The following is a 14,495-nucleotide window of genomic DNA, read 5'->3' on the forward strand; positions in this document are numbered from 1 at the left end:
TGTCGTTTCATTTTATGTATTTCAGTGGTTGCGGGAGCCAGAGCTTATGAAAGGTGAACCGACGACCTTTGCTGGCTTATGCAGAGCTGAGCCCGACGAGCTATTCATTTCACTGAATTTCAGGCATAAAAAAACACGCTTTTGGCGTGTCGATTAAATATAACTTATTATTTCAGTGGTTGCGGGAGCCGGATTTGAACCGACGACCTTCGGGTTATGAGCCCGACGAGCTACCAGGCTGCTCCATCCCGCGCCTGAAATATGTATACTTATTTAGCGTTGCTTACATTACAACGTGGCTGCCAACTTCCTAAAGGAAATTGGTTGCGGGAGCCGGATTTAAAACGACTACTTTTGCGGCTAATGAAGAGCTGAGACCGACAAGCTTTTCTTTAACTAACGTTTTACAGTAACCTCAAACCCCTAAAGGAAATTGGTTGCGGGAGCCGGATTTGAACCGACGACCTTCGGGTTATGAGCCCGACGAGCTACCAGGCTGCTCCATCCCGCGCCTGTATATTTTAAGTCTATCGACTACTTAATTTAATCTCTTAAGTTAGAGTTTACAGTAACCAAGCTTTTAAAAAAATTGGTTGCGGGAGCCGGATTTGAACCGACGACCTTCGGGTTATGAGCCCGACGAGCTACCAGGCTGCTCCATCCCGCGCCTGTAATTTCTTTGAAATAGTTTCGTGTTAATGACGAGCCTGTTTCGAAGAGAGCGCTATAATATAGGAATAAACTTATATTGCAAGGCTTTAACTAGTTAATTGTGTTCAACCGAACAAAAAGCAATCAACAAGCCCTATAAATAGCTACCTCTGATGTGGGCTTATCATTTTTTGAAACTCCCAATCTGGGTGCCCCATTACAATAAAGTCAGGATTTTCAGTGCTCTCACGCTGGTTATAAGTAAGCGGATTAAACTCTGCATCGGTTATACACCCACCCGCTTCTTCTACAATAACTTGTGACGCGCCGGTATCCCACTCGCCTGTAGGACCAATTCGTAAAAAGCAGTCGGCTTTGCCCTCGGCAACTATACATGCTTTTAGCGAGCACGAGCCTACTGCAATAGTGGCAAACTGCGTATTTAAATACTGACTGACCGCTTCAATTTTTTGTCTACGGCTTACTGCCAACGTTAGGTTATCGGGTGTTGCTACCGACATTTTTGTGTCGCTACCATTTTCTCGTTTAAATGCCCCCTGATTAGCAGTAGCAAAGTAAGTGATCCCTTTTGCTGGCCAATGAATCACACCTAAAACGGGGTGATTATTTTCAATAAGTGCAATATTAACGGCAAAGTCACCACTTTCTAAAATAAACTCGCCGGTGCCGTCCATCGGATCTAATAACCAATAGCGTTGCCAGTTCTTTCTTTGGGCAAGTGCCGGAATAGGCGTTTCTTCCGACATGATAGGAATGTCGGGCGCAAGCGCTTTTAAACCAGCAACAAGCACATCGTTAGACGCTAAGTCTGCTTTTGTAACAGGCGTAGAGTCTGACTTTTCTTGCTGGCCAATATCGTCTTTTTTATAAATAGCCATAATGGCATCGCCTGCACTCTGTGCAAGTTCAATACAAGGCTCTAGTAATTTATTCATTTGCAGCTCCAGACGCTAAATACTTATTTAATAATAGCAAAGCGGCAACACTGCGAGCTTCGGTAAAATCGTCTTGCTCTAATAATGACTGCCAATCTGTTAATGGCCACTTAACAACCACTAAAGGTTCGGGCTCATCACCTTCTAACGTTTGCGGATATAGTTGCTTAGCAAATAAAATATGCATGGTCGCGTTAAAGTAACTTGGCGCCATTGATACTACTTTTAGCGGCTCAAAAAATTCAGCACCAAAACCCACTTCTTCTTTAAGCTCTCTGTTTGCAGCTTGCTGTGGTGTTTCGCCTGGGTCTATCAAACCTTTAGGAAAGCCTAATTGGTAGTCGTTTGTGCCCGCGCAATACTCACGTACCAGTAGCATTTCGTTATCTGCAGTTATTGGTACAATCATTACAGCCCCGCGGCCACCGCCACGTATGCGCTCATACTGGCGCTCTTCGTCATTAGAAAACTTAAGCTCTAACGATTCAACAGTAAATAAACGGCTTTTAGCAACTACATTGTTACTAATAATTTGAGGCGGAGTTGGGTGCTTTTTCTGTGTCATTGGCGTTATTTTGCTATCATGGCAGTTGTGCTTAATCATAAACTTTTCACAAGGAAAAGCCCATGCTAAATTGGTCAAAAATCGATACCGTTTTACTCGATATGGACGGAACATTACTCGATTTACATTTCGATAGTCACTTTTGGCTTAACGTTGTACCAGAGCAACTTGCGCTCACTCGCAATATTACCCTTGATGAAGCAAAAGCCGATATGCACAAACGCTATCAAGCGGTAAGTGGTCAAATACAGTGGTATTGCTTAGATTATTGGCAAGAGCAACTCAATTTACCGATAATGGAATTAAAACGCCAAACCCAGCACTTAATAAAAGTACGCGAAGATGTGCCCCACTTTTTAACTGAGCTAAAAAAAGCAGGTAAAGAGCTAATTCTTTTAACTAACGCCCACCCAGAAAACGTCATGCTTAAATTTGAACATACCGCGATAGATAATTATTTAGATGGCGTGGTGTCTACTCATCAATACGGAGTGAGTAAAGAGCAGCAAAGTTTATGGCATCAAGTACAAAAAGACTTAGGGTTTAATAAGCAGCGCACTTTGTTTGTTGATGACAGTGTGCCTGTTTTAAATGCTGCCCGAGAATACGGCATTGAACATTTACTTGCGGTGGCCAACCCAGATAGCCAGCAACCACATAATGTAATAGCCGATTACTTAAACGTAACCGACTACAGAAACATAATCTAGCAGCTAGATTATTGTTGCGGGTAACGCGCCACTAGGCCTTGATATACTAACTTTGCAAAGTCGGCATGTTCGGTATCAAGGCTTTTAACGACTTCGACTAAATGCTCGTTATCTTCTTGGCCATTCCATACTTTGATGTAGCTGCCATCTTTGTAGCCATGATCTTGGCGGAAAAAGTTTAACGTGTTTTTACCTACGTAACCGCGGTATAAATCGTCAATATCCATCCCTATTTGCGCCATACACCCTGCAAACGCGGCCGCGTTAAAGGTTTTATTTGCAACTGCTGAAGCTGCTAATATTTCAAGAGTTTGTTTAAAGTCATCTGCGGCCTGTGGTGCGCTAAGTTCTTGTTCTAGCTGCTTAGCTAAATCTTCGTAAGAGGTTGTTCCGTCAATTCTTAACGACAAACCAAAATGAAATATATCAACCAATTCTAGAATTACTTGCTCGGTGTCTGGGGTTTGTTTTTTCCACCACTTCCAACCGTAATGATCTAGCATTTCTGCACACTCTACCCAAATGGCTCTGTACCACTCAAAGCCTTGGCTAAACCATTGATCATGAACTTTAGTGTTCATGGCATTTTGCATTTCTAGCATTACTACTAGCTTATTTAAGTTGGCTGACATATCGTTTCCACTTGAGCTTTTAAATTACGCTTATGATACAGGCAAATAATAAAAAGTGCATTTTTGATCTATTATAAACAGCACATAAAAACAGGGCAGGAAATAATGATGAGTAAAGTGTTACTGCACACCTTGGCGACTATTGCAATGGCTGCTTTTTTAGTAACGAATGCGCAAGCAAGTACAGAAGGAATTGCTGCAGCCCCTGAGCAAGTATCACCATTATTACCTGGCTTAAGCGTGCCTAATATAACGCTCAAAGATCAACATGGTAATAATGTAGAGTTACAAAAGCGCTTTGCTGAAAAAACAACGGTGCTTATTATTTACCGCGGAGGTTGGTGTCCTTATTGCTCAAAACAACTGGCTAATATACAAAAAATTGAGCAGCAACTCGCTAATTTAAACGCGCAAATTATTGCAGTATCGCCAGATAGTCCAGAAAAACTAGCCCAAAGTAAAATAAGTTCGCCAAATTATTTACTGCTTTCAGATGATAGCTTAACCCTAACAAAGGCCTTAGGTTTAGCTTATTTTTTAGATGATAAAACAGCTGCTATCTATCGCAATAAGCGCGGTGTTAACTTTGTTGATGCCCAAGGCAAGGTAAACGTCGCCTTACCTGTACCGGCTGTATTTGTAATTGATAAAAGCGGCGTTGTGTATTTTCAGTACGCAAACCCTAATTACAAAGTACGTTTAACAGAGGAGCTATTATTAGCTGGCGTTAAATCAATAGAAAATCAATAATTTGTAGATATATACCAATCGACTTAAATATTTAACCATTCTAGGGTGCTAAATAGAGCGCTATAAATGCCTAATAACTTAACACAATTGATATTACAAAAAAGGCCAACTAGGTTGGCCTTTTAAACATTTAACGCGAGCCACTAAACTCAGCCCACGACTCTATTAAATCTATAAAATCTTCAAAGCCACAACCACTCACTAGGCCATTTTCTTCAAGCATTAAGTCATCATCTTGATAGGCGACTAAATCTTCGCTGTCTTGGTGTAGGGCATGGGCTTCAAATAAGGCTTCGTCTTTAGAGAGTATTAAGTCTATCTCTTGGCCTTTTAACGTTATTGGCTCGTAACTTGTTTTTACCGAGCTAATAAGTGCTTGTACCATCTCGACTTTTTCTTTGCCAATTTCTTCGTTTAACCAGCGGCCAATTAGGGCATGCTCGCTGCTTATTTTAATGCGCAGCCCACTAATAGGGTCACGTATAAATTGATATTCCATAATTTTTACTTTTAAAACGCTAATGCGCTAATTATACCCATAAATAGCCTTAAACACCGACCCTAAAACGCAAAATAGCGCCAATGGGCGCTATTACTTATTTTATGATCACTAATCTCTGGAGCGGTATCTCGCGGCGTCAATTATTGCCCAAACGTATACTATCGCGGCAATAATCCCTGGCACAACTAAAAACCACAGTGCGGCACCGCCAAAAAAGAAAATAGCAAATAGTAAAGCAGCTAAAATACGCCCTTGTACTAATTGACCTAAACCGGGGAAAAATATATTACATAGTGCTGCAATTACATTACCACCTGAACCTTGTCCTGACATACTCACCTCTGTAGTTAATTAATTTTAAGTTTTAGTTATTTAATTACTATCACACTTTATGCCAATTTATTAAAGCTTAAAAATCAAATAGTTAAATTACTACTAAATAACTGCTTTAGTATTTTTTACTAAATATAGGTCAATTTGATTATTTTTATTATTAATTATCGTTACTTAAGAGTACACAAAAGCGACTAAGGGATTAGTTTTACAAGTATTTTTAGAATAGCTGTTCATAAAAACAGTATTTTATTTAGCCTAACAAAAACACCTGTTATACTGCCCTCATTATTGATTGAAAAGGCGTAACGATGGACGTTTCTGAATTACTCGATGGCTTAAATGACAAACAACGCGATGCCGTTGCAGCCCCACTACAAAACATGCTGGTATTAGCAGGTGCTGGTTCGGGTAAAACACGTGTTTTAGTTCATCGTATCGCGTGGTTAATGCAGGTTGAGCAAGCATCAGCCTATAGTATTTTTGCAGTTACTTTTACCAATAAAGCCGCTAAAGAAATGCGCACCCGTGTTGAAGAAACCTTAAAAGCCCCTGTCGGTGGTATGTGGATTGGTACTTTCCATGGTTTATCACACCGTATTTTGCGCGCTCATCACCGTGAAGCAAACCTGCCAGAAGCCTTTCAAATTTTAGACTCTGACGATCAACTTAGAATGATCAAGCGCTTATTAAAATCAATGAATATTGATGATAAAAAGTGGCCCGCCAAACAATTTGGCTGGTACATCAGCGCTAAAAAAGATGAAGCCCTGCGCCCTAAAGATATTCAAGCCTACGATATAAACGAGCAAATGATGCTACGTGTATATGCCGCCTATCAAGAGGCGTGTGACCGTGCTGGTTTAGTTGATTTTGCAGAAATACTGCTACGTAGCTACGAAGTACTTAAAAATAATCCTACGCTACTTCGCCATTACCAGCAGCGCTTTGCCCACATGCTGGTAGACGAGTTCCAAGATACCAATACCATTCAATACGCATGGCTAAAGCTACTTGCTGGTGATACACAAAGCATTATGATTGTAGGCGACGATGACCAGAGTATTTACGGTTGGCGTGGCGCTAAAATAGAAAACATTAAACGCTTTCTAACTGATTTTGACGCCGAAACTATTCGCCTTGAGCAAAACTACCGCTCAACCGCGACCATTCTAAAAGCATCTAATGCGCTAATTAAAAATAATTCAGAGCGCATGGGTAAAAGCCTTTGGACCGATGGTAACGAAGGCGAGCCTATATCAATTTATGCCGCCTTTAACGAGCTAGACGAAGCCCGCTTTGTAAGCAGCAAGCTACGCAGCTGGTTAAATGCTGGTAATGCGCTGCAAGACGCCGCTATTTTATACCGTAGTAACGCACAATCTCGTGTACTCGAAGAAGCCATGCTTCAAGAAGGCTTAAAGTACCGTATTTACGGTGGTATGCGATTCTTCGAACGTCAAGAAATTAAAGATGCGCTATCGTACTTACGATTAGTAGGAAACCGCCAAGACGACGCCGCATTTGAGCGTGTAATTAACACCCCTGCGCGCGGTATTGGCGATAAAACACTTAGCCATATACGCGACTGTGCGCGTGCTGAGTCGCTGCCTCTTTGGTACGCAGCTAAAGCAATTGTTGAACAACAACATTTATCGGGTCGTGCGGCAAGCGCTGTTACAAAATTTGTAGAGTTGGTAGAGCACATAGAAGATAAAATTAGCGACCTTACACTGCAAGAGCAAGCCAAATACGCTATTCAAACGTCTGGTTTAATGGCCATGTATCAAGCTGAAAAAGGCGAAAAAGGCCGAGCTCGCGTAGAAAACTTAGAAGAGCTTATCAGTGCCTGCGATCAGTATGAACTCCCCGAAGAAGAAGAGTTTAGCTCACCACTACAAGGCTTTTTAGCTTATACCTCACTTGAGTCTGGTGAAGGCCAAGCCGATGAACACGAAGACGCTGTGCAAATGATGACTCTTCACTCTGCTAAGGGCTTAGAGTTTCCGCTTGTGTTTATGGTGGGCGTTGAAGAAGGCATGTTCCCATCGCAGCAAAGTAATGAAGAGTCAGGGCGCTTAGAAGAAGAACGCCGCCTTTGTTACGTGGGCATGACCCGTGCCATGGACAAACTTTACATAAGCCATGCCGAAAGCCGTCGTTTATACGGCCAAGAAAAGTACCATAGCCCGTCGCGATTTTTACGTGAAATACCCGAAGATTGCGTAGAAGAAATTCGTATTAAAACACAGGTATCACGACCGCCTGCTGCAGGACGTTTTAGCGCATCAGTAAGCCATGCTGTATTTGAAGAAAGTGGTTTTAACTTAGGCCAACGTGTACTACACGCTAAATTTGGTATTGGCACTGTGCTTAATTACGAAGGCAGCGGCGCGCAATCGCGTGTGCAAGTAAACTTTGACGACCTTGGTAGCAAATGGTTAGTAACCGCATATGCACGACTTCAAGCTGTATAAGCGCAGTGTTGAGCAATTAACGCAGCAACTAACTGGCGCAAAGCATCGCCAGTTAGTGCTGATTACAGGCCAGCCTACTTGGTGCTATGAGCTATTAAGCGCGTTAACCCGTTCGGATGATGTAAAGCTACTTTCAAGCAGCCTTGCCAATGCAAGTTGGCCTGAGCATACTCATCAACTACTTGGGCAAGAGTTTCCTCATGCCGTTTATGATGGCTTTAGTGGCATTTACCCCGATAAACTCGCTGCATTAGCCGGCACCGTAAAAGCCGGCGGACTTTTATTTTTATTACTGCCTGATTTACAACGTTTAGCCTCATGGCAAGACCCAGCGCTGCAAAGCGTGCAGTCTTATGGGTGTAGTAATCAGCAAAGCTATTTTAATTTACGTTTTTCTCACCTTTTACAAACGCTACCTGCCATACACTTTGATGAACACACTGACTTTAAACAGTCGCCGCTCAAAAGCAATGTAACAAATAAAATTGAGTATCAGGCGCAGCAACAATGCGTTGAGCAAATAATTAAGGTGGCCACAGGGCGTGCGAACAGACCTTTAATTATTAATGCCGACAGAGGGCGAGGAAAATCAGCAGCGCTAGGTCTTGCAGCCGCAGCATTACATGATAAAAAAATCATTGTATGCGCAACACAATTTAGAGCCACTCATAGCTGTTTTAAGCATTTAGCTAAAACCTTACAGGTCGAATACAAGGCTCAGCAAAAACATTTAGCTAATTTACAATACATGGCGCCCGATGCACTGCTTAATCAGTTGCCGCCATGTGATTTATTACTGGTTGATGAAGCCGCCGCAATCCCTGTACCCCTACTATTAGCCATGTTAAAGCACTACCCGCGTATAGTCTTTGCAAGCACCTTGGTAGGCTACGAGGGTAATGGCCGAGGCTATACCATTCGCTTTACGCAACATATTAAAGCAAATTACAAAGCGGCAAAAATTGTAAACTTAGAAGAGCCTTTACGCTTTGCCAAGGGCGACCCTCTTGAGCAACATGTACGCACACTCTTTGCTTTAGATGCACAATATAACGAATACCCACCCGCTTTAAATAGCATTGAGCACGTTGAAGTCACTCAACAGCAACTCGTTGACAATGAGCCTTTACTGCAGCAAATAGTTGCGTTGCTAGCACTTGCCCATTACCAGAGCAGTGTTAACGATTTACGCCAATTACTTGATGCCCCAGCGCAAAGGCTGTTTATTAGTAGATGCGACATGCATGTTGTGGGTGTGTGTTTAATAGCAGTTGAAGGCGGTATGGATGCAGAGCTAGCTAAGCAAGTAATCAGTGGTGAGCGCCGCCCACAAGGGCATTTAATGGCGCAATCGCTCGCGCAATTAAGCGCACAGCCAAGCTATTTAACAAAACAAAGCGCACGCGTTATTCGTATAGCTGTTGCACCTAACCTGCACCAACAAGGCGTAGGTAAAGCATTGCTAGCGCATTGCCAACATCAGCTAACCCCCACCTGTAGTTATATAGGTGCAAGTTTTGGGGCTACAGCAGGGCTTTTACGTTTTTGGCAATCTCAGGAATTTTGTGCTGTAAAGCTAGGTTATCAGCGAGATAAAAGCACGGGTGAGCACTCAGCCCTCGTTATTAAAGCATTAGACACTTCCACGCAGGGCTTACATACCTTAGCTCAGCAATTTAAAAGTGATTTGTTTTATGGTTTATTAACGCACTTTAGCCAACTCGACAGTGAGTTAGTCAGTGAGCTAATAAGTAAATTTATCGATGAATCTAGCGTGCCCAGCCCACCTATAAACACTGCAATTAGTACAATAAATCGCTTTAATACCGCGCCAAAACTATGGTATTTATTTAACCACTCTCCATCCTGCCTAATGGCAACTAAAAGTGAAGATCGCCACTTGCTGATACAAATGGTATTACAAAACCACAGTAATGAGCAGCTAATCAAGCAACATTGCTTAAGTGGAAAAAAAGCCTTAGAGCAACAATTTAAACTCGCAGTTAAGTCACTAATTAAAAAACCACACAACCTTTAAGCTATTTATCTATTTTGTTCTATCCTTAAAGCATTACAAGGCAATTAAAGATAAAGGTATGGAATTCATAAACTTTCAAGTGGGCTGTAAAACCATTTCACTTAAAATTCTCGATATTTTACTCACCGAGCGGTTTGATAATAACCTCACTACATTGCCAAATAACAATAAGAGCTTTATTGGTGTAAAAGACTACATGGAAACACCCACGCCGGTGTTCGACCTAGGTGTTATTTTAAATGGCAGCTCTACAGAGCAAAGTAATAAAAAAGCACTTAATGAGCTAAGAACCTGGCAAGCCTCGCTTAATGATTGGTTTAGCCAATTTGAAAAAAGCATCGCGCAACAGAGCCACGTAATAACAAACGATAAAACTCAGCTGCACAACATCGCCGTATTTTATAAAGAGTTTAAAACTGACAACAGTGACCTAAAATCTATCATAGAAAAACTTGATGAGCCTTTTCAAGCGCTAGTAACAGCTACAGATCGTGCAGTTAGTACTCATAACGAGCAAGACTATAAACAAACCAGTAAATATTTAGCGAGTATAAAGCGCAACAGCTTTATGCAATTACAACGTCTGTTTGATGCGGCAAAAGAGCAAATAACACTCGATTATAAACCTATTATTGTTTTTACTACTAAAGATGGGCTCAACCCGCATATCGGATTACTAGTAGATAAAGTAGAGGACAATATAGATTATAAAAAAGAAGACATTAAGCCACTCGATAAATTAACCGAAGTAGGCTTTGATATAGACCCGCAAACCAAAGGCATGATGCGAGGGCTAATAAAGTTAGCCGAAAAACACAGTGTTTTAATAGACCCTAGCGCAATATTTAGACCTGATCATTTAGCACAACAGGAAGACGAAGAAACACAAGCGTATGGTTTATTCTAAACATAAAAAAGCCGAGAAGGCTCTCGGCTAATTAACTTATAGCAACACGTTATACAGTAGCTATAATATCTTCAACTGGTAAACGCGCTTTAGGTTTGCCAAAGTTCCAATCTTCTTCTTCAACTGGGTAGCCCATTGCAAGTGCCACTTCACAAATATGACCATCAAGCTCTTCGCTAAACTTCTCACCGATTAACTCTGGGTCAACACCTTCCATAGGCGTAGATGCAATATTTAAACGCGCCAGTGTATGCATAATGTTACCCAGTGCTAGGTAAACTTGTGCTTTAGTCCAGCTGCCATTGTAGCCATTTTCATCCGTATTCATTTCAGCAAAAGCGTAGGCACTCATAAAGCTTTCACGCAGTTGCGCTGGTAAGTGACCAGAGCTCACTTCAACATCCACACGTTTAACAAACTTCTCTTTAGTAAACTTAGGATCGTAAGCTAATAACAGCGTATGCGACGCTTCTTTAGCGTGTAATTGATTAAACTGGTGCTTGTTAGCAAATGTATCGTGCAAACGCTGCTTAGCTTCATCACTTTCTACCAATACAAATTTCCAAGGTTGAGAGTTGATTGAAGAAGCAGACAAGCGAATAGCTTCTTTAATTACGTCAAGATCCGCCGATGAAATACGTTTGCTCGTATCGTATTTTTTAGCCGTGTAACGGTTATGTAAGTCTTTAATAATTTGATGAGACATGCTCTTCTCCCCTTTGGTAAGGTATGTAAATACAAGATGGGGCAAGTTTATAGGGTTTGCTATCAATTGATAATTAGCAAAATACTTAAAAGACTTTCTAAAAAAAATTGATAATAGATCAAGCCCATACCTTTTGGGATAACAGTGTTATTGGTGCGGGATCTGTAGTAACTAAAAATGTAGAGGCGGATACTGTTGTTGCTGGTAATCCAACTCGTGAGATAAGAACACTATAATTATAATCGATGTTTTTTAGCGTCGGGAGTCGCTTCGCTCGCCAGAGCTACGTAATAAGTTTAGATGTGAGTATTAATTGCGGCATGGGCTCTTGGCTATTTATTAAAACCCAGATAGCAAAAAACCCGTTACATCGCTGTAACGGGTTTCTCTTATTTGGAGCCTGGCAATGTCCTACTTTCACATAGCAAATGCTACACTATCATCGGCGCTGTTTCGTTTCACTACTGAGTTCGGCATGGGGTCAGGTGGGTCCAAAACGCTATTGTTACCAAGCAAATTAGGGTGTCAGTCCGTTTTCACGTACTAACTAAATTTGGAAATTCTGATAATATTTTTTAAGTCTAAGTATTTATCTACTTTAGCTATTAACTTCTGTCGCTTGTTTCTGTCACAAAACGCGTTTGGCGTTGTATGGTTAAGCCTCACGGGTAATTAGTACAAGTTAGCTTAATGGCTCACACCACTTCCACATCTTGCCTATCAACGTTGTAGTCTTCAACGGCCCTTCAGAGACTTTAAAAGTCTAGTGAGAAATCATCTCGAGGCCTGCTTCGCGCTTAGATGCTTTCAGCGCTTATCAGTTCCGAACGTAGCTACCGGGCAATGCCATTGGCATGACAACCCGAACACCAGCGGTTCGTTCACTCCGGTCCTCTCGTACTAGGAGCAACCCCTCTCAATTCTCAAACGCCCACGGCAGATAGGGACCGAACTGTCTCACGACGTTCTAAACCCAGCTCGCGTACCACTTTAAATGGCGAACAGCCATACCCTTGGGACCGACTTCAGCCCCAGGATGTGATGAGCCGACATCGAGGTGCCAAACACCGCCGTCGATATGAACTCTTGGGCGGTATCAGCCTGTTATCCCCGGAGTACCTTTTATCCGTTGAGCGATGGCCCTTCCATTCAGAACCACCGGATCACTATGACCTACTTTCGTACCTGCTCGACGTGTCTGTCTCGCAGTTAAGCTGGCTTCTACCATTACACTAACCGTACGATGTCCGACCGTACTTAGCCAACCTTCGTGCTCCTCCGTTACTCTTTGGGAGGAGACCGCCCCAGTCAAACTACCCACCAGGCACTGTCCGTAACCCCGATTCAGGGGCCAACGTTAGAACATCAAAACTACAAGGGTGGTATTTCAAGGACGACTCCACAACAACTAGCGTCGCTGCTTCAAAGTCTCCCACCTATCCTACACATGTAGGTTCAATGTTCAGTGCCAAGCTGTAGTAAAGGTTCACGGGGTCTTTCCGTCTAGCCGCGGGTACACAGCATCTTCACTGCGATTTCAATTTCACTGAGTCTCGGGTGGAGACAGCGTGGCCATGGTTACACCATTCGTGCAGGTCGGAACTTACCCGACAAGGAATTTCGCTACCTTAGGACCGTTATAGTTACGGCCGCCGTTTACCGGGGCTTCGATCAAGAGCTTCGTCCGAAAACTAACCCCATCAATTAACCTTCCGGCACCGGGCAGGTGTCACACCGTATACGTCATCTTGCGATTTTGCACAGTGCTGTGTTTTTAATAAACAGTCCCAGCCACCTGGTCACTGCGGCTCCCGTCCGCTTAGAGAGCAAGTCTCATCACAGATAGGAGCGTACCTTCTCCCGAAGTTACGGTACGATTTTGCCTAGTTCCTTCACCCGAGTTCTCTCAAGCGCCTTAGTATTCTCTACCTGACCACCTGTGTCGGTTTGGGGTACGATTCGGTATAATCTGAAGCTTAGAGGCTTTTCCTGGAAGTATGGCATCAGCAACTTCACACCCTTGGGTGCTCGTCTCGTGTCTCAGCCTAACAGCAACCCGGATTTACCTAAGTCACTAGCCTACTCACTTTCACATGGACAACCATCGCCATGCTTGCTTAGCCTTCTCCGTCCCCCCATCGCAATTATACCAAGTACGGAAATATTAATCCGTTTCCCATCGACTACGCCTTTCGGCCTCGCCTTAGGGGTCGACTTACCCTACCCTGATTAACATGGGATAGGAACCCTTGGTCTTCCGGCGTGCGGGTTTTTCACCCGCATTATCGTTACTCATGTCAGCATTCGCACTTCTGATACGTCCAGCATACCTCCCGGTACACCTTCAACCGCTTACAGAACGCTCCCCTACCACTCATCCTAAGATGAATCCGCAGCTTCGGTGCATAGTTTAGCCCCGTTACATCTTCCGCGCAGACCGACTCGACCAGTGAGCTATTACGCTTTCTTTAAAGGATGGCTGCTTCTAAGCCAACCTCCTGGCTGTCTGGGCCTTTCCACATCGTTTCCCACTTAACTATGACTTTGGGACCTTAGCTGGCGGTCTGGGTTGTTTCCCTCTTCACGACGGACGTTAGCACCCGCCGTGTGTCTCCCGGATAGTACTTTACGGTATTCGGAGTTTGCAAAGGGTTGGTAAGTCGGGATGACCCCCTAGCCTTAACAGTGCTCTACCCCCGTAAGTATTCGTCCGAGGCTCTACCTAAATAGATTTCGGGGAGAACCAGCTATCTCCCGGTTTGATTAGCCTTTCACTCCTAGCCACAGGTCATCCCCTAACTTTTCAACGTTAGTGGGTTCGGTCCTCCAGTTGATGTTACTCAACCTTCAACCTGCCCATGGCTAGATCACCGGGTTTCGGGTCTATACCTTGCAACTATTCGCCCAGTTAAGACTCGGTTTCCCTACGGCTACCCTAATCGGTTAACCTCGCTACAAAATATAAGTCGCTGACCCATTATACAAAAGGTACGCAGTCACCTAACAAGTAGGCTCCTACTGCTTGTACGTACACGGTTTCAGGTTCTATTTCACTCCCCTCACAGGGGTTCTTTTCGCCTTTCCCTCACGGTACTGGTTCACTATCGGTCAGTTGGGAGTATTTAGCCTTAGATGATGGTCCACCTATATTCAGTCAAAGTTTCACGTGCTCCGACCTACTCGATTTCACTTAAAATGCGTTTTCATGTACGGGACTATCACCCTGTATCGTGGCACTTTCCAGAGCCTTCCATTAACACATAATAAG

At 43.1% G+C, this 14,495-nt stretch carries 11 protein-coding genes, 3 tRNA genes, 2 rRNA genes and 1 pseudogene (1 of these 17 cut by a window edge); 6 read left to right on the forward strand and 11 right to left on the reverse strand.

Features of this window, described 5'->3' with window-relative positions:
- Positions 1-176 precede the first annotated feature (176 nt).
- From SJY38_RS14075 to nudE, 5 genes are all read right to left on the reverse strand, one after another.
- Positions 177-253 (reverse strand) — tRNA-Met (locus SJY38_RS14075).
- 181 nt (positions 254-434) lie between these two features.
- Positions 435-511: transfer RNA gene (locus SJY38_RS14080), tRNA-Met, on the reverse strand.
- Between the two features lie 79 nt (positions 512-590).
- Positions 591-667: transfer RNA gene (locus tag SJY38_RS14085), tRNA-Met, on the reverse strand.
- A 148-nt stretch (positions 668-815) separates the two neighbouring features.
- On the reverse strand, positions 816-1,607 hold the full coding sequence (cysQ, locus tag SJY38_RS14090; RefSeq protein ID WP_004588670.1) for a 3'(2'),5'-bisphosphate nucleotidase CysQ: 792 nt from the start codon (positions 1,605-1,607) through the stop codon (positions 816-818).
- A complete protein-coding gene (nudE, locus tag SJY38_RS14095; RefSeq protein WP_029772216.1) occupies positions 1,600-2,172 on the reverse strand; it encodes an ADP compounds hydrolase NudE in 573 nt (190 codons plus the stop codon). The genes cysQ and nudE overlap by 8 nt, the downstream gene beginning before the upstream one ends.
- Positions 2,173-2,234: 62 nt before the next feature.
- Between nudE and yrfG the strand changes: the two genes are divergently transcribed.
- Entirely contained in the window at positions 2,235-2,882 is a 648-nt protein-coding gene (gene yrfG / locus SJY38_RS14100; protein ID WP_004588668.1) for a GMP/IMP nucleotidase, read from the forward strand.
- A gap of 8 nt (positions 2,883-2,890) precedes the next feature.
- On the opposite strand, the gene SJY38_RS14105 is transcribed toward yrfG, so the two are convergent.
- Entirely contained in the window at positions 2,891-3,514 is a 624-nt protein-coding gene (locus SJY38_RS14105) for a dUTP diphosphatase (protein ID WP_377109991.1), read from the reverse strand.
- 105 nt (positions 3,515-3,619) lie between these two features.
- Between SJY38_RS14105 and SJY38_RS14110 the strand changes: the two genes are divergently transcribed.
- Complete coding sequence (locus SJY38_RS14110) at positions 3,620-4,264, forward strand: peroxiredoxin-like family protein (RefSeq protein WP_377109992.1); 645 nt, start codon at positions 3,620-3,622, stop codon at positions 4,262-4,264.
- A gap of 130 nt (positions 4,265-4,394) precedes the next feature.
- On the opposite strand, the gene SJY38_RS14115 is transcribed toward SJY38_RS14110, so the two are convergent.
- Both SJY38_RS14115 and SJY38_RS14120 read right to left on the reverse strand, forming a co-directional pair.
- Entirely contained in the window at positions 4,395-4,763 is a 369-nt protein-coding gene (locus SJY38_RS14115; protein ID WP_273589403.1) for a YacL family protein, read from the reverse strand.
- A gap of 111 nt (positions 4,764-4,874) precedes the next feature.
- Positions 4,875-5,099: a hypothetical protein gene (locus tag SJY38_RS14120; protein ID WP_024031970.1), complete on the reverse strand. Its 225-nt coding sequence runs from the start codon at positions 5,097-5,099 to the stop codon at positions 4,875-4,877.
- Between the two features lie 311 nt (positions 5,100-5,410).
- On the opposite strand from SJY38_RS14120, the gene uvrD reads away from it, so the two are divergent.
- From uvrD to SJY38_RS14135, 3 genes are read left to right on the forward strand one after another with little or no spacing between them, the layout of a single operon-like run.
- The gene (uvrD, locus tag SJY38_RS14125) at positions 5,411-7,576 is read left to right on the forward strand and encodes a DNA helicase II (protein ID WP_024031969.1); all 2,166 of its coding nucleotides are present in this window, start codon (positions 5,411-5,413) and stop codon (positions 7,574-7,576) included.
- Positions 7,554-9,614, forward strand: coding sequence for a GNAT family N-acetyltransferase (locus tag SJY38_RS14130; RefSeq protein WP_377109993.1), 2,061 nt, complete (start codon positions 7,554-7,556; stop codon positions 9,612-9,614). The genes uvrD and SJY38_RS14130 overlap by 23 nt, the downstream gene beginning before the upstream one ends.
- A gap of 58 nt (positions 9,615-9,672) precedes the next feature.
- A complete protein-coding gene (locus SJY38_RS14135) occupies positions 9,673-10,521 on the forward strand; it encodes a chemotaxis protein (RefSeq protein ID WP_377109994.1) in 849 nt (282 codons plus the stop codon).
- A gap of 49 nt (positions 10,522-10,570) precedes the next feature.
- Here SJY38_RS14135 and SJY38_RS14140 read toward each other — a convergent pair whose 3' ends face one another.
- Positions 10,571-11,227: an NAD(P)H-dependent oxidoreductase gene (locus tag SJY38_RS14140; RefSeq protein WP_273606248.1), complete on the reverse strand. Its 657-nt coding sequence runs from the start codon at positions 11,225-11,227 to the stop codon at positions 10,571-10,573.
- Between the two features lie 137 nt (positions 11,228-11,364).
- Between SJY38_RS14140 and SJY38_RS14145 the strand changes: the two are divergent.
- A pseudogene (locus SJY38_RS14145) lies at positions 11,365-11,463 on the forward strand (sugar O-acetyltransferase); the annotation flags it as partial.
- A gap of 162 nt (positions 11,464-11,625) precedes the next feature.
- Here SJY38_RS14145 and rrf read toward each other — a convergent pair.
- Both rrf and SJY38_RS14155 read right to left on the reverse strand, forming a co-directional pair.
- A 5S ribosomal RNA gene (gene rrf, locus SJY38_RS14150) occupies positions 11,626-11,740 on the reverse strand.
- 138 nt (positions 11,741-11,878) lie between these two features.
- Positions 11,879-14,495, reverse strand: a 23S ribosomal RNA gene (locus SJY38_RS14155) (it continues 270 nt past the right edge of the window).

This window comes from Pseudoalteromonas sp. R86517, assembly GCF_042466295.1.
Classification (GTDB): domain Bacteria; phylum Pseudomonadota; class Gammaproteobacteria; order Enterobacterales; family Alteromonadaceae; genus Pseudoalteromonas; species Pseudoalteromonas atlantica.